General features: G+C 65.5%; 22 protein-coding genes and 2 pseudogenes. 12 read left to right on the top strand and 12 right to left on the bottom strand.

Features of this window, described 5'->3' with window-relative positions:
- Positions 1 to 5 precede the first annotated feature (5 nt).
- Both AABF56_RS23260 and dhaL read left to right on the top strand, forming a co-directional pair.
- On the top strand, positions 6 to 998 hold the full coding sequence (locus tag AABF56_RS23260) for a dihydroxyacetone kinase subunit DhaK (RefSeq protein ID WP_272808019.1): 993 nt from the start codon (positions 6 to 8) through the stop codon (positions 996 to 998).
- Between the two features lie 14 nt (positions 999 to 1,012).
- The gene (dhaL, locus tag AABF56_RS23265; protein ID WP_272808018.1) at positions 1,013 to 1,654 is read left to right on the top strand and encodes a dihydroxyacetone kinase subunit DhaL; all 642 of its coding nucleotides are present in this window, start codon (positions 1,013 to 1,015) and stop codon (positions 1,652 to 1,654) included.
- Between the two features lie 93 nt (positions 1,655 to 1,747).
- On the opposite strand, the gene AABF56_RS23270 is transcribed toward dhaL, so the two are convergent.
- Together AABF56_RS23270 and AABF56_RS23275 are read right to left on the bottom strand one after the other, a co-directional pair.
- On the bottom strand, positions 1,748 to 2,296 hold the full coding sequence (locus AABF56_RS23270) for a DUF488 domain-containing protein (RefSeq protein WP_272808017.1): 549 nt from the start codon (positions 2,294 to 2,296) through the stop codon (positions 1,748 to 1,750).
- A 4-nt stretch (positions 2,297 to 2,300) separates the two neighbouring features.
- Positions 2,301 to 2,768 carry a DUF1810 domain-containing protein gene (locus AABF56_RS23275; RefSeq protein WP_272808016.1) on the bottom strand — a complete coding sequence of 156 codons (468 nt, stop codon included), beginning with the start codon at positions 2,766 to 2,768 and terminating at the stop codon, positions 2,301 to 2,303.
- A 163-nt stretch (positions 2,769 to 2,931) separates the two neighbouring features.
- On the opposite strand from AABF56_RS23275, the gene AABF56_RS23280 reads away from it, so the two are divergent.
- Entirely contained in the window at positions 2,932 to 3,294 is a 363-nt protein-coding gene (locus AABF56_RS23280) for a hypothetical protein (protein WP_272808015.1), read from the top strand.
- A gap of 281 nt (positions 3,295 to 3,575) precedes the next feature.
- The gene (locus AABF56_RS23285) at positions 3,576 to 3,827 is read left to right on the top strand and encodes a hypothetical protein (RefSeq protein ID WP_272808014.1); all 252 of its coding nucleotides are present in this window, start codon (positions 3,576 to 3,578) and stop codon (positions 3,825 to 3,827) included.
- Between the two features lie 217 nt (positions 3,828 to 4,044).
- Here AABF56_RS23285 and AABF56_RS23290 read toward each other — a convergent pair whose 3' ends face one another.
- Complete coding sequence (locus tag AABF56_RS23290; protein ID WP_272808013.1) at positions 4,045 to 4,926, bottom strand: LysR family transcriptional regulator; 882 nt, start codon at positions 4,924 to 4,926, stop codon at positions 4,045 to 4,047.
- Positions 4,927 to 5,024: 98 nt separating this feature from the next.
- On the opposite strand from AABF56_RS23290, the gene AABF56_RS23295 reads away from it, so the two are divergent.
- Positions 5,025 to 5,774: a sulfite exporter TauE/SafE family protein gene (locus AABF56_RS23295; RefSeq protein WP_272808012.1), complete on the top strand. Its 750-nt coding sequence runs from the start codon at positions 5,025 to 5,027 to the stop codon at positions 5,772 to 5,774.
- A 264-nt stretch (positions 5,775 to 6,038) separates the two neighbouring features.
- Complete coding sequence (locus AABF56_RS23300; protein ID WP_272808011.1) at positions 6,039 to 7,103, top strand: NAD(P)H-dependent flavin oxidoreductase; 1,065 nt, start codon at positions 6,039 to 6,041, stop codon at positions 7,101 to 7,103.
- Between the two features lie 18 nt (positions 7,104 to 7,121).
- Here the strand turns inward: AABF56_RS23300 and AABF56_RS23305 are convergent, their stop codons facing one another.
- A complete protein-coding gene (locus AABF56_RS23305; RefSeq protein ID WP_272808010.1) occupies positions 7,122 to 8,003 on the bottom strand; it encodes a LysR family transcriptional regulator in 882 nt (293 codons plus the stop codon).
- 154 nt (positions 8,004 to 8,157) lie between these two features.
- Here AABF56_RS23305 and AABF56_RS23310 point away from each other — a divergent pair, with 154 nt between their 5' ends.
- Together AABF56_RS23310 and AABF56_RS23315 are read left to right on the top strand one after the other, a co-directional pair.
- The gene (locus tag AABF56_RS23310; RefSeq protein WP_272808009.1) at positions 8,158 to 8,811 is read left to right on the top strand and encodes a hydrolase; all 654 of its coding nucleotides are present in this window, start codon (positions 8,158 to 8,160) and stop codon (positions 8,809 to 8,811) included.
- 262 nt (positions 8,812 to 9,073) lie between these two features.
- A pseudogene (locus AABF56_RS23315) lies at positions 9,074 to 9,211 on the top strand (homoserine dehydrogenase); the annotation flags it as partial.
- 122 nt (positions 9,212 to 9,333) lie between these two features.
- Here the strand turns inward: AABF56_RS23315 and AABF56_RS23320 are convergent.
- Positions 9,334 to 10,101 carry an alpha/beta fold hydrolase gene (locus AABF56_RS23320; protein ID WP_272808008.1) on the bottom strand — a complete coding sequence of 256 codons (768 nt, stop codon included), beginning with the start codon at positions 10,099 to 10,101 and terminating at the stop codon, positions 9,334 to 9,336.
- A 53-nt stretch (positions 10,102 to 10,154) separates the two neighbouring features.
- Positions 10,155 to 10,968: pseudogene (locus AABF56_RS23325) on the bottom strand (alpha/beta fold hydrolase); the annotation flags it as partial.
- A 77-nt stretch (positions 10,969 to 11,045) separates the two neighbouring features.
- Here AABF56_RS23325 and AABF56_RS23330 point away from each other — a divergent pair.
- The 3 genes from AABF56_RS23330 to AABF56_RS23340 all read left to right on the top strand — a co-directional run bounded on the left by AABF56_RS23330 (position 11,046) and on the right by AABF56_RS23340 (position 13,261).
- Complete coding sequence (locus AABF56_RS23330; RefSeq protein ID WP_272808007.1) at positions 11,046 to 11,510, top strand: MarR family winged helix-turn-helix transcriptional regulator; 465 nt, start codon at positions 11,046 to 11,048, stop codon at positions 11,508 to 11,510.
- Between the two features lie 271 nt (positions 11,511 to 11,781).
- Positions 11,782 to 12,846, top strand: a complete 1,065-nt coding sequence (locus AABF56_RS23335; protein ID WP_272808152.1) for an adenylate/guanylate cyclase domain-containing protein — start codon at positions 11,782 to 11,784, stop codon at positions 12,844 to 12,846.
- A 124-nt stretch (positions 12,847 to 12,970) separates the two neighbouring features.
- Positions 12,971 to 13,261 (top strand): hypothetical protein, encoded by a 291-nt coding sequence (locus AABF56_RS23340; RefSeq protein WP_338341916.1) that lies wholly within the window; start codon positions 12,971 to 12,973, stop codon positions 13,259 to 13,261.
- A gap of 56 nt (positions 13,262 to 13,317) precedes the next feature.
- Here the strand turns inward: AABF56_RS23340 and AABF56_RS23345 are convergent, their stop codons facing one another.
- The 6 genes from AABF56_RS23345 to AABF56_RS23370 form a co-directional block, all read right to left on the bottom strand.
- Positions 13,318 to 14,106 carry an ABC transporter ATP-binding protein gene (locus AABF56_RS23345; protein WP_272808005.1) on the bottom strand — a complete coding sequence of 263 codons (789 nt, stop codon included), beginning with the start codon at positions 14,104 to 14,106 and terminating at the stop codon, positions 13,318 to 13,320.
- On the bottom strand, positions 14,091 to 14,891 hold the full coding sequence (locus AABF56_RS23350; RefSeq protein ID WP_272808004.1) for an ABC transporter permease: 801 nt from the start codon (positions 14,889 to 14,891) through the stop codon (positions 14,091 to 14,093). Before AABF56_RS23350 ends, AABF56_RS23345 begins: the two co-directional genes overlap by 16 nt.
- A gap of 1 nt (position 14,892) precedes the next feature.
- A complete protein-coding gene (locus AABF56_RS23355; protein WP_272808003.1) occupies positions 14,893 to 15,759 on the bottom strand; it encodes an ABC transporter permease in 867 nt (288 codons plus the stop codon).
- 70 nt (positions 15,760 to 15,829) lie between these two features.
- Positions 15,830 to 16,912, bottom strand: a complete 1,083-nt coding sequence (locus tag AABF56_RS23360; protein ID WP_272808002.1) for an ABC transporter substrate-binding protein — start codon at positions 16,910 to 16,912, stop codon at positions 15,830 to 15,832.
- A gap of 59 nt (positions 16,913 to 16,971) precedes the next feature.
- Positions 16,972 to 17,295 carry a 4Fe-4S binding protein gene (locus tag AABF56_RS23365; RefSeq protein WP_272808001.1) on the bottom strand — a complete coding sequence of 108 codons (324 nt, stop codon included), beginning with the start codon at positions 17,293 to 17,295 and terminating at the stop codon, positions 16,972 to 16,974.
- Positions 17,292 to 18,911 (bottom strand): FAD-binding protein, encoded by a 1,620-nt coding sequence (locus AABF56_RS23370; protein ID WP_272808000.1) that lies wholly within the window; start codon positions 18,909 to 18,911, stop codon positions 17,292 to 17,294. Before AABF56_RS23370 ends, AABF56_RS23365 begins: the two co-directional genes overlap by 4 nt.
- A gap of 439 nt (positions 18,912 to 19,350) precedes the next feature.
- Here AABF56_RS23370 and AABF56_RS23375 point away from each other — a divergent pair, with 439 nt between their 5' ends.
- Complete coding sequence (locus tag AABF56_RS23375; RefSeq protein WP_272807999.1) at positions 19,351 to 20,703, top strand: LLM class flavin-dependent oxidoreductase; 1,353 nt, start codon at positions 19,351 to 19,353, stop codon at positions 20,701 to 20,703.
- Positions 20,704 to 20,731: the final 28 nt, after the last annotated feature.

Below are 20,731 nucleotides of genomic sequence, written 5' to 3' on the forward strand. Positions count from 1 at the left end.
TTACCATGCAGCGTTTCATCAACGACCCTGACCTTGTTGTCGAGGATACCGTCAAGGGTTTTGTGAAGGCGCATTCGGATATCGTGCGCCTTGCGGAGAACCCGCGCGTCGTCGTCGCCCGGGACGCCCCGTTTGCCGGCAAGGTCGGCGTTGTGACGGGCGGCGGCTCGGGCCATGAGCCGGCCTTCATCGGCTATGCCGGCAGGAACATGCTCGATGCAGTCGCCGTCGGCGAGCTCTTCTCCTCGCCGACCGCCAAGAGCTTCCACGACGCCATCCGCGCGGCCGACGGCGGCAAGGGCGTCGTCGTGCTCTACGGCAACTATGCCGGCGACAACATGAACGTGAAGATGGCGACGAAGCTTGCCGCCAAGGACGGCATCGAGGTCGCGACGGTGGTCGCCAACGACGACGTCTGCTCGGCCCCGATCGCGGAACGCGAGAAGCGCCGCGGCGTTGCCGGCGAGATCTTCATGTGGAAGATCGGCGGCGCGAAGGCGGCGACCGGCGCGAGCCTCGAGGAGGTGCGGGCCGCCGCGCAGAAGGCGATCGACAACTGCCGCTCGATCGGCGTCGGCCTCGGCCCCTGCACGCTGCCGGCCGTCGGCCATCCGAACTTCCAGATCGAGCCGGGCACGATGGAGGTCGGCATCGGCCATCACGGCGAGCCGGGCGTGCGCGTCGAGACGCTGAAGACGGCCGAGGCGGTCGCCAGGGACATGGTGAAGATCGTGCTCGACGATCACGACCTTCCCGCCGGCACCGAGGTCGCCGTGCTGGTCTCGGGCCTCGGCGCGACGCCGCTCAACGAGCTCTACATCCTCAACGACACGATCGAGAGCGAGATCTCGGCGCGCGGGCTGACGATCCGCAAGACCTGGATCGGCAACTACTTCACCTCGCTGGAAATGGTCGGCGCGACGCTGACCGTCATGGCGCTCGACGACGACCTGAAGACGCTGCTCGATGTCGAGACGCGTTGCACGATCATCCTGTGACGGGAGGAAGCCCCATGCAGACCTTCGACAATGCGTCTTCCGGCGCGATCGTCCTCTCGATGGCCGAGCGGATCGTCGAGAACCGGGCCTATCTCAGCGAGATCGACGGCAGGATCGGCGACGGCGACCATGGCGTGAACATGGCCAAGGGCTTCGGCATGGCCGCCGAGCGGCTGAAGGGCAAGGACGCGTCGCTCGCCCAGTCCCTCGACACGCTCGGCACGGTGCTGATGACGGAGATCGGCGGCTCGATGGGCCCGCTCTACGGCGTCATGTTCACGGAATTCGCCGAGACGATCCAAGGCGTGGAGACGATCGACGCGGCGGCCTACAGCAGGATGCTGCATGCCGGCCTTTCCGGCATCCGGTCGATCGGCTCGGCCAAGGTCGGCGACAAGACGCTGCTCGACACGTTCGTTCCGGCGGTCGAGGCCTTCGACGCGGCGACGGCGGCGGGCAAATCCTTCGGCGAGGCGCTGGAAGCACTCGTTGCGGCCGCCGAGGCCGGGCGCGATTCGACGATCGGCCTGGTGGCGAAGATCGGCCGCGCCAGCCGGCTCGGCGAGCGCTCGCTCGGCGTGCTGGATGCCGGCGCGACCTCCTGCGCCATCATCCTGAAGGAACTGTCCGACGGCGCACGCGCCCGCCTCGGCTGAGGCAACCCCAACGGTCCTCCCAGGACGCGCGGCCCGCCCCTCGCAACGGGCCGCGCAACGCTTTTTTGTCAAACCTCCATCTGCCTCGCCCCGTTACGGAACGGGATCATCGGGCGAGGGATAGACCACCGTCCCATCGGGTCTCGGCTCGGCGCCCGGTGTCAGGCGAGCCTCCTCAAGGCGGCCTTCGCCCATGACGTGGAAGACGGTTTCGCCCTGAGCGATCAGGTAATCGGCGACGATGCGGCGATGACACCGCCACCACACCGCCTCCGAGCACATCATTGCGCAACGCCGCCGGCGCCCTTCGGCGCGCAGATGCTCGAGACCCTCCCGAAACTCGCCCGATAGCGCATAGTCGGCGTAGTTGTGGAAGCTCCTGTTCTTCCACAGGCCATTGATGTCGGGCGGCAAGGCCGGCTTGCGGCCGCGAAGCCCGCCGAGTGTCGCAATATGCTCGTAGGATATCTGCACGTCGGCAAGCGCGTCGGGCAGCGTGTCCCGGTTGAACTGCGGATTGGCCCGCGACATCGGCATCTTGCGGATATCGGCGAGGCGCTCGACCCTTGCGGACCGCAACCGTGCGAGAAAGTCCGCAAGGTCGAGGTTGGAATGGCCGATGGTGAAGAACGGCTGCGCCATCGCGTCACGCGCGATCAGAGGGGCCGCGACTGGAAGCGGCGGCCTGCATGAGCTCGAGCGTGTGCGGATCGGGCTCGCCGGCAAAAAATCGTTCCAGGGCGAGCCGGAATCTTTGCCCCTCCGCCCCGGCAGCTTCGCCGAACAGGGTCATCGAAGAACGGAATTTCAGATCATCGGGCGAACCGAAGATCTCATGGACGGAGCGGCCGGACACGCCGAGCACCGCATCGACCGCGCGCGCCAGCCTGTCGGCAAGGACGGGATGCCGGAGATAGGCGCGGGCCTCCTCGATGGAGCCGATGCCGTAGAAATTCGCGGTGGGCGACCGCCCCAGCGCACGCAATTGCGGGAAGATGAACCACATCCAGTGGGTTTCCTTGCGCCCCGCGCCGAGCTCGGCAAGGGCCGTGTCGAAGACGCGATCTTGCGCTGCAACGAAACGGGAAAGCTCGAACGGATCGTTCTGTGCCATCGCATCTTCTCCTGCGCCGTCTGCGCGACCGATCACATCGTTCCGGCTGATGCAGATAGTGCACCATTGGCGCGGGACAAGCGCCCTGTGTCCGGCCGCTCAACACGCATCTTTTCGGCGCATTGCGCGTTGAAGCGAAACCACGAGACGACAGGAGAGAGCGATGGTGAATGTGAGAACAAGCGGTTTCGACAGCCCGGCCCAGCTTCGGGAGTATCTTGCAGAGGTCGAGGAGGACGGCGATATGGTCGAGGCGCCCGAACGCGACGCTTCGCGCGGCAATATTCACCGCGATCTCGCCGCGCTCCGAAAGGACGTCGCTGCTTTGAGAAGGCAAATAGATGCCATGCATCGGCATTCGCCCCGGGCCGGCCGGCCGCGCGAAGACCATTCCTGGCTGCGGATTGCGCTCACGATCGCCGCGACCGCCCTGCTCGGCAATCTCGTTCAGCGCCTGCGCCTCGGAACCGCCGGCGCCGCGGCCATGCCGATGATCGTTGCAAAGGCCGACCGCCGCCTCTGGTGAGGATGTCAGATCGGCGCGGCCGCCAGCAGGACCGCGACGGGCACCGTTATTGCCGACGCGCTGATCGCTACCGCCGCCGCCAGCCTGATCAAGCGTGCGCGCCGCGCGCGCCGGGGATCCCATTCATACGCCATACCTGTCCCTCCGGCCCCCAGAACAGCATGCGGCGCCGGGAGAGTCCATCCCCGGCGTGAAAGGCTCTTGGCTTGGCGAGGAATTGCCATTGCAAAGCGCCCCGCAGCTCTTATCTTTTGCTGCGGAGGTCAACGGAGAAACGGGCGATGAAGGAATTCGTCACCAATGCCGCATCGGACGATGCGATGGAAATCATGGTCCCGGCAAGAAGCAAGGGCCGCCTCCGATGTGCAGCCGTCTGCCTCTGTTGCGAGCGCGCGGACCAGCCGATGGACGATGATGGCTGCGGCATTTGCGATGTTTGCCTCGGATTGCCCGTTCGCACGATGGATGACCCGGACGGCCTTGAAATCCCGGCACCCTCCCCCCATCTATCGCTCACCACCCGTAATCGATGACTGCCTGCAGCGATGGTGCTGCCTCGCGCGTTCGTAGTCGTCCGGGTCCAGAAGGGCGCTCCCCGAAAGGGTCGAGCGCCCTTCGTCTATCCGAGGGCGTGTCAATTCAGTTGCGATGCGTGGTTCCCCCACCCGGGATGATCTGGCTTGCCGTCCTGGCGCAGCGTCGAAATGCACGGCCATTGCCCGGCGGCCGGCCCGGCCGGAAGGGCTCGGATCATGCACTGGCCAAATGGTCGAACAGCGCTTGAACCGTCGGGGTCGGATCGCGTCCGGAGGCCACGCATACGGAGAGATTTCGCGTTGCCCATGCATCTGCCAAGGACGTCAGCGCCAACGGATAGGCTCGCTTGCACCGCCGCGCCACCGTATCCGGCACGATGGCGATCCCGACGCCGTCACTTGCCGCCGCACATATGGATTCAAACGTCCGCAGTCTCACCCGGTATCGGAGCCGTACGCCTATCCTGTCCGCTTGAGCGTCGATGTGATCCTGCAATGCGCCGCCCTCCAGGCCCACGAAATACTGCTCGGCAAGACCGGCGAACCGGGTTTCCTTTTCCATTGCGAGCCGATGTGTCTTTGCCGAGACCACGACTAGTTTGCTCACCGCAAAGGGTTTGAGGAGCAAACCTTCATGGGCGGCCGCATCCGACAACACGCCGATATCGGCAAAGCCCGCGGCGATGCTTCGGGCTATTTCCTGGCTTTGACGCTCCCGGAGTTCGACATCGACTTGAGGATGCGCGGCAAGCCATGGCGACAGGCGGCTTGGAAGAACCTCCACGATGGCTGCCGTATTTGCGACCACCCGGATATTCGTGCGCAGCCCCTTCGCGTAGCGCCCCATTTCCCCACGCATGAGGGTCGCCTGATTCAGGATTTCGCGCGCGTGGTGGGAAAGTGCCTCCCCCGCCTCCGTCAACGCAACGCCCCGGCGTCCCCTTTCGAGCAGGCGGACGTCTCCGGTGGCCTCCATTTCCCGCAGGCGATCACTGGCCGCTGCAAGCGAAAGACCGACCTGCGCCGCTCCGTGGGTGATGCTGCCAGCCTCAGCCACGGCGAGAAAGAGACGCAGGTCGATGAAGTCGAAGCGCATCCTTAAAACGTTACACGCGCCATAGCCTTCGGTCCAGACGAAGGCTGGATACGGAACTGCCGCATTGTGGATGACGGCGCGGCGCGTAAGAAAGCATCATGAATGATGCATCGATCTCATTGCTGCTTGCTGCCGGAGCAACGTTTTTCGTCGCCGGCATCGTCAAAGGCGTCACGGGAATGGGCCTCCCGACGGTCGCCATGGGTGTTCTCGGCGGGCTCCTGTCGCCTCTTGCGGCAGCATCGTTGCTCATCGTCCCATCGTTCGTAACAAATGTCTGGCAACTCGTTTCCGGTCCGAGCCTTGTCGGCATCGTGCGGCGGCTCTGGACCATGATGGCCGGAGTTCTTGTCGGCACGCTCGGCAGTACCTCCATGCTGGCGGGCGGCAATACCAGCCTGACCACCGCCCTGCTCGGTCTCGCGCTCGCGGTGTATGCGGTCTACACGCTGTTGGCGAAGCCCTATCATGTCAGCCAGGCTCATGAAGCGTGGCTCTCGCCGGTGATCGGGCTTGCCACCGGCCTCATCGCCGGTGCAACCGGCGTGTTCGTCATTCCGGCCGTACCCTATGTCCAAGCCCTCGGCTTCGAGAAGGATGATCTCGTTCAGGCCCTCGGTCTTTCCTTTACCGTTTCCACCGTCGCGCTCGCCGCCGGACTTTCCTTGCAAGGGGCATTTCAGCTTGATGGAGCAGCGCTTTCGAGCCTCGCCGTCGTTCCGGCCTTGATCGGCATGTGGGCTGGCCAGCACGTCAGGAAAGCGGTCAGTCCGGCCATGTTCAAGCGCTGCTTCCTGATCGCCCTTGCGCTTCTCGGCGCGGAGATGATGCTGCGGGCCGTCTGGTGAGGCGATGGTCCGACGCGGCCGGCCTTCGCGCCACAAATTCCTCGCAGGATAGATTTCGGGAGACAATCCGGGCGCGCGCTCTATGCTTGCCTCGCAGATTCAGAATTCCGGTTGGAGGGCTGCATGTCAAAAATGCAGCGCTTCGAATCAACGGCAAACCCATTCCCACGCTCGCGGGCGCAAAGGGGCGCTTTGGCTTTAGCGGCGCTCGTCCAAATTCACGTCGCGAGGGTGTTTCATATACGGTTCCAGAAGAGGCCTGGCATGTCCATTCTCGATCAGCTCGACCTTTCGCTTCCCCTGATCCAAGCTCCCATGGCGGGTGTTTCGACGCCCGAACTGGCGGCTGCCGTCTCGGAAGCGGGCGCCCTCGGTTCCATCGGGGTGGGCGCGACGGACGTCGCCGGCGCGCGCTCGATGATCGCGGAAGTGCGCGAACGCACCAGACGGGCATTCAACGTCAACCTGTTCGTGCACGGGCCGGCGTCGGCCAACCCGGCACGCGAGGCGGAATGGCTTGGATGGTTGCGCCCTCTGTTCGCCGAGTTCGGTGCGGAGCCGCCCGCAACGCTCCGCACGATCTACAAGAGCCTTGCGGAAGACGCCGACATGGTGGCGATGCTGCTGGAGACGGCCCCGCCGGTTCTCAGCTTCCATTTCGGGCTGCCGCCTGCCGATGTGCTGTCGGCGTTGCGTGAGCGCGGCATCTTCATGCTCGCCACAGCAACCAGCCTCGATGAGGCACGGGCAGTCGAAGCTGCGGGAATCGACGCGATCGTCGCGCAGGGGATCGAGGCCGGGGGGCATCGCGGCATGTTCGATCCCGCCGCACCCGACGATGCGCTCGGCACCATGGCGCTGACCCGGTTGCTGGTGAAGAACACCTCCCTGCCCGTCGTCGCAGCCGGGGGGATCATGGACGGCGCGGGCATCGCCGCAGCGCTCGACCTCGGTGCGGCCGCAGCACAGCTCGGCACGGCGTTCATCGCCTGTCCCGAGTCCGCTGCCGACAACGCGTACCGCGCCGCACTTGCCGGGCCGGCAGCCTACCACACCACGCTTACGCCGCTCATATCGGGCCGGCCGGCCCGTGCGCTTGCCAACCGCTTTACCGCACTTGCAAGGACGGTCGGAAACCGCCTCCCGCCGGATTATCCGATCGCCTACGACGCAGGCAAGGCCCTCCATGCCGCCGCCAAGGCAAAAGGGGAATACGGCTTCGGGGCGCAATGGGCCGGACAAGGCGCGCCGCTCACGCGTACAATGCCGGCGGCCGAACTGGTCGACACGCTACGGCTCGAACTGCAGGCCTGCCAAGGCAATCCGTAGGCTTGCCCCTCATGGCGCTCACGCCGGGTCTGGTGCCTGTTCGAAACACTCGATCAGCATTTCGGTGAGGATCCGCACCTTCCTTGCGGGATGCTGCCCCGGCGGGCGGACAATGAATATGCCGGCTGGTGGCGGTGGATGGCGCGTCATGACCGGAACAAGCGCGCCGGACGCCATGTAGTCCTGGATAAGGTAGTCGGGCAGCGCGGCGATACCCAGCCCGGCTGCCGCGGCCACGGCAAGAGCCACTCCGCTGTCGGCCTTGAAGCGCCCCCGCGGGTTGACCGTCATGACCCTGTCACCATCCATAAGCTGCCAGGTTTCCATGCCCTGCATGAGGGCCTGATGGGCGACGAGCTCTTCCGGCGTTTCCGGGGATCCATGCGTCCTTATATAATCCGGGCTCGCGACGAACTTCCCGTGGAGCGGCCCGATGCGCCTGGCGATCAGGCTGGAATCCTGGAGAGTGCCGATCCGGATCGCACAATCGAAACCTTCGGCGACGAGATCGACGAAGCGGTCGCTGTAGGACGTGTGGATGTGGAGCTGCGGGTGGCGTCGCGCCATGTCCGCGAGCACCGGGGCGAAGTGGGTCGGGCCGAACGAAAGCGGCGCGGCAATCCGCAGGCGGCCGCACAGCTCACCGGCGGGCAGGATCGTTTCCCTGGCCACGTCGATCTCGGCGCAAACCCTGGCGGCATAATCCCGGAACGTGGCACCGGCTTCCGTGAGAGCGGCGCCGCGGGTGGTTCGTGCGAGAAGCTGGGTACCGAGCTCCGCCTCAAGCCGTATAAGCCGCCGGCTGACCATCGACTTGGAGATGCCGAGCCGGAGCGCCGCAGACGTAACGCCCCCCGCATCGGCAACCTCCACGAATGTCCGCAGGTCTTCCATGTCCATTCGGCGTTCCCCATATTGCGACACAGCTTAGCACGAAAGGGCGCTACCGCATCATGATGCGGGATGACAGAGTCCGTTTCGCAGGCAGCGCCGCATCCGGCGCCTGTCGATTGCCAGACCAATCCCACACAAAACGGCAACAGAGGATGTCTTCATGACCTTTCGTAATGGCCTTGCTTCGCTTCTTCGTCCCGAAGATTCGGTCCTCGTCCTGATCGACCATCAGCCCTATCAGCTCGCGAACCTGAACAGCCATGACCCGCACATCGTGGTCAACAATTCGACGGCGCTGGCAAAGGCCGCCAAGGTCTTCAACGTCCCGACGATCCTGACAAGCGTCATCGCCGATCGCGGCGGCCTCCTCTTTCGGCAGATCACCGATGTGTTCCCCGGCCAGGAGGTGATCGACCGGACGTTCATCAACACCTGGGAAGATCAGAAGGTGGTCGATGCGGTCAAGGCGACGGGACGCAAGCAGCTCATCATCGCCGGCCTGTGGACCGAGATCTGCGTCGCGATGCCGGCAATCCAGGCTGCGGGGGAAGGCTGGGATGTGACGGTCATCACCGATGCGTCGGGCGCGGTTTCGGTCGAGGCGCATGAGGTCGCCATCCAGCGCATGGCCGCGGCGGGCGTGAACTTGATGACCTGGCTGGCCCTGGCATCCGAGTGGCAGCGCGACTGGGCACGGACCGAAACCGCCATCGCGCTGAACGACGTGGTCCTCCAGCACGCTGCCGGAAGCGGCATCGCCTATCTTTGGGAGCAGCAGCTGCTCAACACGCCGGCACCGGGCACCGCGGGCTGATCCGGGTGGGGATGGCGAGGTCTCGAACGGGGCATCGAGGAAAAGCCGGTTGCTGTCGGGCCTTGTCATCCCCTCTCTGCAAGAACGCCGCCCATGCCTGATGGACGTGGCCGGCCCGATCTTTCGCGCGCGTGGTCGTTACGGCATCGGATTTTCGCGGGCACCGCCGCCGATCATGATCGGCGGCAGCCAACAATGCCGGATCGCGGCCCGGGCACCCCATGGCCGTGTCCGGCTCGGAGTGGCCACAAGCGATTGCGGCGGAAAGGACAAGGCAATCCGCATCACCACCGACGCGATGGGCGAAACGGTCGCGATCGGATCCGGCAAGGAACCGCTCGCCACCGCGGCAGCGGCACTGAAGGATCTCGAGCACATTCTGGCTGCAAGGGCGCGCCGGTTTCAGTTCAGCAACGGTCCGCATGACAATCCTTCCGAAGAGGTTGCAGACCGCGGAGCCGAGGAAACGGACAGGCCACGGCGCTCACGTGCCGTGGCCTGGTGTCGTAGGTCGGTGTCAGCCTATCGCGCAGCCTCTTCGATCAGGTCGGCGACGACCTGCGGCTGCGAGACCATCACGACATGCGACGCGCCTTCCACGACGACCGTGCGCTTGGAGCCCGCGCGCTCGGCCATGAATCCCAGTGCTTTCGCCGGGATGTTCTTGTCGCCATCGCCATAGACGAAATACGACGGCAGCGCCTTCCAGGCCGGGTCGCCGGACTTTTCCGTCAACGCCGCCTCGGTGATCGGCCGCTGGCCGGCCGCCATCAGCGCCGTCGCTTCGGCCGGAACGTCGTGCGCGAACTGGTCGCGGAACTTCGTCTGGTCGATGTAGAGGTCGACGCCGCCCCCGGCGAGCTTGACCGGGGCAGCAAGCGCTTCGCCGAGTGTACCGCCGGGGAACCTGCCGGCCAGCTCGGCCGCGGCCTCGCGAGTGTCCGGCGCAAAGGCCGCCACATAGACCAGCGACTTGACGTTGTCGTGCCCCTTCGCGGCGTTCGAGATGACCTGGCCGCCATAGGAATGACCGACAAGGACCACCGGGCCCTCGATGCTGTCGACGACATCGGACACGAGCCGTGCGTCATGCGAGACGCCGCGCAGCGGATTTGCGACGGCGACGGCCCTGTACCCATCCTTGTGAAGGCGGGTGATGACTCCGTTCCAGCTCGAGGAGTCGGCAAACGCGCCATGCACGAGGACGATGGTGGGCTTGGCCGGTTCGGCGGCGGCGGCACCGGAAAGAAGCGTGGCTGCGAGAGCAACCGTTGCAGCAAACTTGGACATGATACTTTCCTTCTCTGATCTGGTTCTGTGGATTTCGGGACCTGAGGACGCGCTCAGCCGCGAATGAAGGTCAGGACATCGGCGTTGAAGCGTTCGGCCTCGGTCTCGGCGAGCCCGTGCGATCCGCCGGGATAGACCCTCAGGGGTCGCATCCGGGACGATTTCCGCGGCCAATCGAGCGGAAGCCTTGAGCGGGACGATCTGGTCATCATCGCCGTGGATGATCAGGGTCGGGCGATCAATCCGCCGAAGGTCTTCGGTGTAGTCGACCTCGGAGAATTCGCGGACGCAGTCATACTGGCCCTTGATGCCGCCCTGCAGGCCGATGCGGCGGAAGTTCTCGCGCAGGCCCTCGTTGGTTTCGACGCCGTCGCGATTGAAGCCGTAGAAGGGAACGGTCAGGTCGAAGAAGAACTGCGGCCGGTTGGTAGCGGTGTTCTTTCGGATGCCGTCGAACACCGAGAGCGGTGTTCCCTCGGGATTGGCATCCGTCTTCAGCATCAGCGGCGGGACGGCGCCGACAAGGACGACCTTGGCGACACGCGCCGTGCCGTGACGGCCGATGTAGTGCGCGACCTCGCCGCCGCCGGTCGAATGACCGACGAGGATCACGTCGCGCAGGTCCAGCGCCTCGATCAATTCCGCCAGATCGTCGGCGTACCGGTCCATGTTGTTGCCGTCCCAGGTCTGGTCGGAGCGGCCATGGCTGCGGCGATCATGGGCGATCACGCGGAAACCATTCTGCCCGAAGAACAGCATCTGCTGGTCCCAGGCGTCGGATGACAGCGGCCAGCCGTGAGCGAAGAGAATGGGCTGGCCGACACCCCAGTCCTTGTAGAAAAGCCGGGTGCCGTCGCTGGTCGTGAAGTAGCGCGATGAGGCCCTTTGTCAATTGCTTGCAAATCAATCGCGCACAAATTATTTGTGAGAGAAAGGAGACCGCCATGACGCCAGCGCCCGCCAGCCAGCCCCCGTCCATCCCGGATGTCTCGGAAATGCTGTGCTTTTCCGTCTATTCCGCCGAACACGCCTTCACGCAGCTGTACCGCCCGCTGCTCGACAAGCTCAAGCTCACCTACCCTCAGTACCTCGTCATGGTGACGCTCTGGGGCCGGGACGGCCGCACCGTGAAGGAACTGGGCGGGATTCTTTTTCTCGACTCCAGCACGCTTACGCCCCTTCTCAAGCGGCTGGAGGCGGCCGGTCTGGTCACCAGGACGCGAAACCCGAAAGACGAACGCGAGGTCCTCCTGCATCTGACCAAGGAAGGACACGCGCTGAGAGGCCATGCGGCAGAGATCGCGCGTTGCATCCAGGACGCCGTCGGGCTCGACGGCGAAACGATCAGCGCCATTCGCGCATCGATCGACGACATACGCGATCGTCTCCAAAGCGTTGAGCGCTCCTGAAATCAAACTCGCGTGAGGAAAGGCAATGGGTGCAGCGGCACGTTGGGTTTGGCGACAGCGTTTTCGATTGTTTTGAAAGACGATAGCGTATCATGTTGTTGAGCGCCGGTGCGGTCCGGCGGCCCCTGAAACGGGCCGCCCGGCATTTCCCCGGAGCTTCGATCGCCCTTGCGGCGCGCACCTGCCGTTCATGGACGGCAATGCAGTCGACTTGGACCGCAACAGCGCGGGTGCGACAACGCCTGCCGACGCCAAAGGAGCGCTCTGCGCCATGCGGGAAATCTCGCCTGCTCAAAACTGGCTGTTCATAGTCCTCGGCCTGGTGCTGAGCGGGATTCTCTACGATGTCATGATGTCGCCAGGGCGGCTGCTGCCGGTCGTGGGGCCAGCTTATGCGATCGCCATGGGAATGCCCATCATCGCTTTCGAGCGCCGGGCGACCTTCCGCAAACTGCGTCGGAAGATCGATGAACTGCCGAGCTTGCCCTATCTCCTTGCGTCGCTCCTTGCCTATCAAATCCTGATGAGTGCCGGCTATGCGGTGGCCAGCGCCGGCCTTCTCCTGCTTGGCATGATCAAAGCCGGCTCGCTCGTCGAGGCGATGGTCATGCCCGTCGAGGTGCTTCTCTACGGCTTCGCCGTCTGCCTTCTGATCATCTTCATCCTGCGTGTTCGCGACCTGCTCGGCAGGGATGTGTTCACCAGCATGCTGATCAGCCGTTATCGTCAACCGGTCACCGAAGAGCGCGTGTTCCTGTTCATCGATCTCGCCGGCTCGACCGCCTATGCGGAAAAACACGGCGACCTGCGCGCGCAACAGTATCTGAAGGCGATCTTCTCGACCTTCGCGGAACCGGTGCGGCGCCACAAGGGCGCCATCAACGACTATGTCGGCGATGCCGCGATCGTCACCTGGCCGCTTGCCCGCGGGATCAAGGATGCCCGCTGTGTCCGCTGCGTCTTTGACATCCTGTCCGAAATCGACGCCCACGCCAGGACCTGGAAGCACCGTTTCGGGGAAGTGCCGCGATTGCGGGCTGCCCTTCATGGAGGACCGATCGTCACGGCGGAAATCGGCGTCGACCATCACAAAATCGCGTTCTTCGGCGACACGGTCAATACGACGGCGCGCATCGAAAGGCTTTGCAAGACGCTCGGCCGCGACGTGCTGATCTCCCATAAGCTCGCAGCGCAGATTGTGCTTCCGGATGCCATCGTTGTCGAAGATCTTGGACAGCACGACCTCAAGGGACGCGGGCATATGCTCGGCGTTGCGGCGCTCTCGGCGCGCAAGACGGCTGAACGGCCAATCCACTTGCCCATTCCCGCTGAATGATCCCGGACATGAGGCATGGCACTTGACCGCGACGGCTGCAAGTTCGAGCCGCGCTGCGATTTTGCCACCACAGCCTGCCGCGCCGCGCCCCAGGCGCGTCGCCCCGCTCCACCCGTATACGGAAATGCTGCTGGAGGCCGCCCCCGGCCTTCGAAAGGACCACTACGTCTCCCGGCCACCCGCCTTTCCGGCGTCGAGAGCCATGCATGGCGTCGGCTGCCCGCTCGCCGGCCGCTGTCCCCGCCAGGTCGGCAATCTGTGTGCCGAGGCGCGGCCGCCCGTTCACGCGACGAAAAATGGGTTCATACGCTGTCATCTGACTGCCGGCGAGCTGGCAACCCATACCGCTCCGGCCAAAACGCCCAGCCGTCGGCTTGGCGACCCAGACGCATCGCGACGATGCGCCGAGGGCTGAACCAGTTCGAACCTGGCCTCGTATTTCAGGAAGGCCAGGAAGGGATCGCACGCTCGCTACCGCTTTGCGAGCAGGTCCGTGATCTTGCGCCTCGTCGCCACGAAATCCGGATCGTCGCGGTGGCGCGGCCTCCTGCTTGTGATATCGAAGATCGCGGCGATGCGCCCGGGCCTCGGCTCCATGACGACGACGCGATCGGAGAGATAGATCGCTTCCTCCACATCGTGCGTCACCATGACGACCGTGCTCTTTTCCCGTTCCCGGATCGCCAGGAGCTCGTCCTGGAGATAGCTGCGCGTCAGGGAATCGAGCGCGCCGAGCGGTTCGTCCAGCAGCAGCAGCGGCGGCCGCGGCGCAAGCCCGCGGGCAATCGCGGCGCGCTGCGACATGCCGCCGGACAATTCGTGCGGAAGGGCCTTCTCGAAGCCCGTCAGCCCCACGAGGTCGATGAGGGACTGCACCCTCTCCTTCTTGTCGGCCGGCGCGCCGGCAAGGCTGCGAAGGCTGAGCGCGACGTTTTCCTCCACATTGAGCCAGGGAAGCAGGCGATGATCCTGAAAGACGATGCCGCGCTTGAGGCTCGGCCGGTCGACCACCTCGCCATCCACCGTGATCCGGCCGCCGTCCGGCCTGTCCAGGCCGGCGAGGAAGCGCAGCAGCGTCGATTTCCCGCAGCCGCTCGGCCCGACGATGCTGATGAATTCACCAGATGCGATCGCAAGCGACACGTCGTCGAGCGCATGCACCGTCCGGTTCTCGACGTGAAAGGTCTTCGACACGCCGAGGATGGCCACCGCGCCGGCATCCCGCGCGGCCGGTCGTGAAAGCGTCAGGGCGTCCGCCATGATACGAGCCTCCTTGAAAATCCGAGAACGAGCCTGTCGAGGCCGAGGCCGATCAGCGCGAGGAACAGGACCCCGAGCAGGACCTGGTCCATGCGGGCATATTCCCGCGCCGCCGCGAGATAGGCCCCGAGGCCGTCGCCCATGCCGTTGATGTAGCCCGTGCCGATCAGGTATTCGGCGCCGAAGGTGCCGAGCCAGGCGATGTTGAGAGAGAGCTCCAGCCCCACCAGGATCGACGGCAGGGCCGCGGGAATGATGATGGCGGTGATCGTCGCGCGGCGATCGAGCTCCAGCACCCTGCCGACCTCGCGAAACGGCGCCGGGACGTTCTGGCAGCCCGCCTGGGTGCCGAGCGCCATGGGAAAGAAGGCGCCAAGGGCGATCAGCGTGATCTTCATCGCCTCGCCGTTTCCCAGCCATGCGCTGAGCAGCGGGATCCAGGCGAACAGGGCGATCTGCCGCAGGCTGGAAATCGAGGGGTCGAACAGATTGCGCGCGATGCCGGACAGGCCGAGGACCAGGCCGAATACGAGCCCGGCAAGCGCGCCGATGGCCCAGCCGGTCAGCGCCCGCAGCAGGGTCGCGAGCGCCGCGCCCGGCAGCGAGCCGTCGGCAAATCCCTCATAGGCCGTGCCGAAGACCTGCGAGGGCGATACCACGATGCCGCCCTTCAAGGCGCCGAGGGCGTCCAACAGTACCCAGAGGAGAAGAAGCCCGGCCGGCAGCACCAAAGCGCGCGCGACGATGCCGGACCGCGACACGGCGGAGAAATCAGTCGCCGCCATGTCAGGCCGCCTTGAACGACCAGACGGTCGCCCGGTGCTGGAAGCGCGTCAGGGCGTGGTCGAGCGCCCAGCCGACCAGGCCGATGACGATCATGGTCGCGAAGACGACGTCGAGCTGGAACGCCTTGCGCCCCCACATCATCAGATAGCCGAGGCCGGCGGCCGACGAGATCATCTCCACGAGGATGAGCACCTTCCAGCCGCGGCTGAGCGCCTGGCGTATCCCCGTCAGGATGGACGGCAGAATGGACGGCCAGACGACCAGCCGCACGCGCGAGAACCACGAGAGTTCGAGGACGCTCGCAACGTCGTCGTACTTGCGCGGCCGGCTATGCAATCCCTCATAGGCCCCGACCATCAGCGGCAGGAAGCAGGTCTTGGCGATAAGGACGAGCTTGAGCGTTTCGCCGATGCCGAAGACGAGCATGAAGAAGGGAAGCCAGCCCAGCGACGGCACGAGGCAGAAGGCGCGAACCGTCGGCGCGACATAGAGGTCGAGCGTACGAAAGAGCCCGAAGGCGAGCCCGAACAGGAGGCCGAGCCCGCCGCCGATCGCAAGACCTGCCCCGACGCGGGCAAGGCTGACCGAGAGTTCCTCGGCAAGCTGGCCGGTCAGCAGCAGGTCGAGCGTCGTTTCATAGACAAGGATCGGCGCGGGCAGGATCTGCTCCGCCAGCCATTCCTGCCGGACGGCATAGGACCACAGGGCCAGCAGCGCGAGCGGAGGCACGAGGCCCAGGAGCACCCTGGCAACCGCATCGGGCAGCCAAGGCCGAGGCCACGAGCGCGCCGCGCCCTCTCCTGCACCGGCCCGCTGAGGCCGGCGATCGCTGATGATGACGGGCGCCTTGAAGGTGACGTCGGACATGCTCTCTCCTTTCCTTCACCGGGAATCCGGTGAAAGCTGGCGGTCGAAAAATCGGGACAGACCGAAAGCGTCAGAACTGGACGGCGTTGCCCTTGCTGTCGCGCGGGGTCCAGACGTTCTCGTAGCCGTAGTCCTTCAGGGCCTTCTTCAGGTAGCTGTCGTCCACCCATTCGTTGACGTCGAACGGCTTGCGGATCAGCTTCTGGCTGACGGCGAAATCGACACCGGCGGTGACGTTCGCCCGATAGAAATCGTCGAGAAGCGGGCTCTGGCGATCCTTCAGCACCTCGTCGGCATAGTCCTTCTCGAAGGTGGACCGCGGCGAGCCGGTCAGCGCCCAGATATCGAACAGGGCCTCGCGGTTCTTCTCGTCGGAAGCGAAGTAGGATGCCTCGACGAACTTGTTGACGACCCGCTGCGTCAGGTCCGGATAGGCCTCGCGGAACGCATCCGTGACGACGAAGGACCCGAAATTGCTGCCGGGAGCGGGACTGCCCTTCGTCGTGAAGACGACCGTGGCGATGTTCTGCTCGACGAGCTGAAGCACGCTGCTGCCCCCGCCGACGACCGCATCGATGTCACCCGAGGTGATCGCGGCGATCTGGTCGGCGGTCTGCAGGTCGAAGAACTGGATGTCGTCCGGCGTCAGGCCCGCCTGCCCCAGGATGCGGAAGAGGCTGAGCTCGTTGATCGTGCCGCGCGATGTCGCGACCTTCTTTCCCTTGAGATCGGCGATCGAGGTGATCTTCGCATCCGGCCGGGCCACGACATAACTCGGGCTGACGCCATAGGATGAGACGACCTTGGTCTTGAGGCCGGCACCGCGCCCCACGATGTTCGGCAGGCCGCCGTAATAGGCGAAGTCGAGCTGGCCGTTTGCGATGGCCTCGTTGATCGCGGGGCCGGTTCCGCGCGGGAACTGCCATTCGATCGAGATGCCGTCGGCGGCAAATTCCTTCTCCAGCAGTTCCTGCGCCCGCAGAACCCCGATCGCCCCCGTGCCATAGGGCTTGCCGGCGGCGTTGCCGAAGGAGGCGAGGCGGATCACGCTCGGCTTTTCCGCCGCCAGCGCCTGTAATGGCATGGCCTGCACGGCCGCGAACCCGATGACGGCCGTCAGCGCGGCCACGAACATTCTGCGATTGATAGACATTCAAATCCCCATTCGTTCCAATTGCGGTTCATGCCTTGAGGCTTGCAGCCGGCCCGCCTTCAGCGGTGCTCCAGTCGCTGCATGATTTCCGGCGCCGGCCGGGGCCGACCGCCCCTGATCCAGCCGATCGACCTGCGATAGCTTCCGAAGAGGTCCCGCTCCTCCAGCTCCGCGGCCGTCACATGGGTGATCTCGGTCGCGTGGGGCGCCACGTAGAGCGCGTCGTCCGGACAATAGACCTCGCACATGAAGCACGTCTGGCAGTCATCCTGGCGCGCGATGACCGGGATGCCCCCGGCGACCGGGGCGAAGACATTGGTCGGACAGACATTGACGCAGATGTTGCAGCCCGTGCAGCGATCCTCACTGATGACCTCGATCATGCCGCGAGCACCTCTACTTCGGGCGAGGGCGCGCGCTCGTGTCCGATCCAGATTTCGTCGAGGCCGCCGCTCGTCGTGTAGTGAAGCTGGCTGTCGTCCTTCTCGGGAAAATCCTCGCGCTTGTGCATGCCGCGGCTTTCGGTCCGCGACAGGGCGCTGCGGTACATCCACCGGGAGGTCGCCAGCATCGCCACGCCTTCGCGGGTGCGCTGCGCCTCGTCGAGCGACGCGGCCTGCGCCGAACGGGCGTCGCGCCAGAGGCCGTCGAGACGGCCGAGCGAGTCGGTCAGCCGCTCGCCGGAGCGAAGATAGTTGCGGTCGTACGGCCAGACCTCGTCCTGCACCGCCCGGGTGAGCGCCGCGGCGTCGATCGCCCGGCCCGGCCCATCGGCGACGCCGACGCCGCCGGCGCGCAGGACCGTCCGGTTGCGGCCGCGCAGGTGGCGGCCATGCTCGCCGGCCGCGCTGCCGGCCCAGTAGCCGGACGACATCGCCCAGGCGGCATTGTGGCTGCCGCCGCCGGTGAAGGCGCCGCAAACCAGTTCGCGGGTCGCCGCATCGCCCGCCGCATAGAGGCCCGGGACGGTCGTGGCGCAGGTGCTGTCGACGATCCGCAGCCCGCCGGTGCCGCGCACCGTGCCTTCCAAGAGCAGCGTCACCGGGAAGCGCTGCCGGAACGGATCGATCCCTACGCGGTCGAGCGGCAGGAAGAAGTTCGGCTGGGCATAGCGCATCGCCTGCTCCGTCTCCGCGTCGGCCTTGTCGAGCTGGGCGAAGACGCGCCGCGACTGGAGGACACGCGCGATCACCGACCGGCCGCCCTTGGAGGCCGCGCCCGGAATCGGCGAACCGTCCTCGAAGGTGAAGGTCGCCCAATCGTAGAAGCGCGTCTTGGTGACCGAGCCGCCTTCCAGCGCCATGGCATAGGCGGTCGAGAACTCCATTCCCGAGAGCTCGGCGCCAAGCTCGGCAGCGAACAGAAGGCCGTCGCCGGTGAGCACATTGCAGCCGAGCGCCTTGCTGAGGAAGGCACAGCCGCCCGTCGCGATGACGACCGCATTGGCCCTCACCAGCCAGGTGTCCGCCTTCTGGCGGCGGACGCCCGCGGCCCCCGCCACCGCGCCGCCATCATCGCGCAGCAATTCGAGCGCGGGACTGTGATCGAGGATTTTCACGCCCGCGGCCTTCGTGCGCTTGCGCATCAGGCGCATGTAGTCCGGGCCGTCGAGGCCGTTGCGGATCGACCGGCCGTCGGCGTCGTCGCTGAACGGGTAACCCCATTCGGCAAGCTGGTTCACATTGTCATAGGTCCGGTCCAGCACCCGCCGCATCCAGGCTGGATCCGCCAGCCGGCCGCCGAGATCCCAGCGGCTGTTCATCGCCTTCGCGCGGCGCGCCGGATCCGGCGGCACATACCAGACCCCCGTGCCCGAAGGCGCAGTGGCCCCGGACGAGCCGCAGAAGCCCTTGTCGGCGAGGACGACCTTCGCCCCTCTCGCGGCCGCGGCGATGGCCGCCCAGGTACCCGACGGCCCGCCGCCGATCACGAGGACATCGGCGTCGAGTTCGAGCGAGGCGGTGGGAACGGATGATGCGGCGGTGGGTGGAAATGCCATGATATTTCTCCAATGCGCGCTGAAGACAGCCGGTTGAGATCCCCGGAACGGGCGCGGCACCGCAGGCACCGCTCAATCACACAGCGATATTATCTACTAAAACTATAGATTAAAGGGATAACGATGTGCCCAATGGCTGCCGAAGAGAAAAAATGCTCCCCCGAAATCGGCCCCCGCGCCAAACTGTCCGCATATCGGCAGGCCTGGTGCGCTTACGCGGATGCCTCGCTTGGCGCCTCGATTTGGCTTCGGCAGATCAAAGGCTTGGCCGGCTGCGGCCGGGACGGGAGCGCGAGAGGCCGGTACTCCGCCCGCCGCCGGGGGCGCGATGAATAAACCCGACATGCGCCGCAGAAGAGAACATATTTCCTTACATAAACTATAGAATTTATTATTTTGCGAGAAGCCGCAACAGTTTGTCCCTTTCAAGTTCGTCGCCATGTCCTCACGCAAAATCGTTCTCGGCACCATTCTCTATCCCAGCGGGCATCATGTCGCCGCCTGGCGGCATCCGTCGACGCGGGCCGATGCCAATATCACCGCGGCGCATTACATCGATGCCGCGCGCGCAGCCGAAGCCGCCGGCTTCGAGATCGCCTTCATCTCCGATCGTCTCGGCGTGCCGAAGAGCCGGGCGGAGGCCCTGCGGCGCGTCGACGAATGGTCGCATGGCTTCGAGGCGCTGACGCTCGCCGCCGCCGTCGCGACCGCGACGATGAGGATCGGCGTGGTGGCGACGGCCTCCACGACCTTCAACGAGCCGTACAACCTGGCAAGGCAGCTCGCCTCGCTCGATCTCATCAGCAACGGGCGCATCGGCTGGAACATCGTCACCTCGTCGCTTCGGCAGGAAAGCGACAACTTCAATCCGGGGCCGGACTTCGACCATGCCGCCCGCTATGCCCGCGCCGACGAATTCGTCGATGCCGTGCTCGCCCTCTGGGGGAGCTGGAATCCCGACGGCTTCGTGCGCGACAAGCAGAGCGGCGTCTTCTTCGAGCCCGACGCCGTGAAGACCATCGACTATGAGGGGCGGTATTTCCGCAGCAAGGGTCCGCTCAACGTCGCCCCCTCGCGGCAGGGCCGCCCGCTCCTGGTACAGGCCGGCTCGTCGGACAGCGGCAAAGCGCTCGCCGCGAAGACCGCGGATGTCGTCTTCACCGCGCAGACCGACATCGTTTCGGCCCGCAGCTTCTATCAGGACATCAGGAAGCGTCGCACGGCCTCGGGCAAGCGCGCCGACGACGTCCTCATCCTGCCCGGCATCTTCCCCGTCATCGGCAGGACGACGGCCGAGGCGGAAGACAAATATGCCGAACTGCAGGATCTCATCCAGCCCGACGTCGCGCTCTCGCTGCTCGAAACCTATCTCGGAGACGTCGATCTTTCCGGGGTCGACATCGACGGCCCCCTTCCGGATCTGCCCGTGTCGAACTCCATCCGCAGCCGGCAGGTCCTCCTGACCGAGCTTGCCCGCAAGGAGGGCCTTACCGTCGGCGCCCTCGCCCGCCGCATCGCCGGCGCGCGCGGCCATTGGCAGGTCATCGGCACGGCGGAGGACATCGCCGGCCAGATCGAGGACTGGACCGCCAGCGGCGCCGCCGATGGCTTCATGCTGCTGCCGCCGACCTTTCCCGAAGGGCAGGACGACTTCATCCGCACCGTCGTGCCCCTGCTGCGGGAACGCGGTCTTCTCAATCCCGGCCCGCAGACCGGCTCGCTCCGCGAGCGGCTCGCCCTGCCCCCTCTCGCGCGCAACCGGCCCTCCGAAGCGGGCCGGAACCGCGCCTGAACACCGAATATCACCCCAACGCAACCCG

The organism is Shinella sp. WSC3-e (genome assembly GCF_945994535.1).
Lineage (GTDB): Bacteria > Pseudomonadota > Alphaproteobacteria > Rhizobiales > Rhizobiaceae > Shinella > Shinella yambaruensis.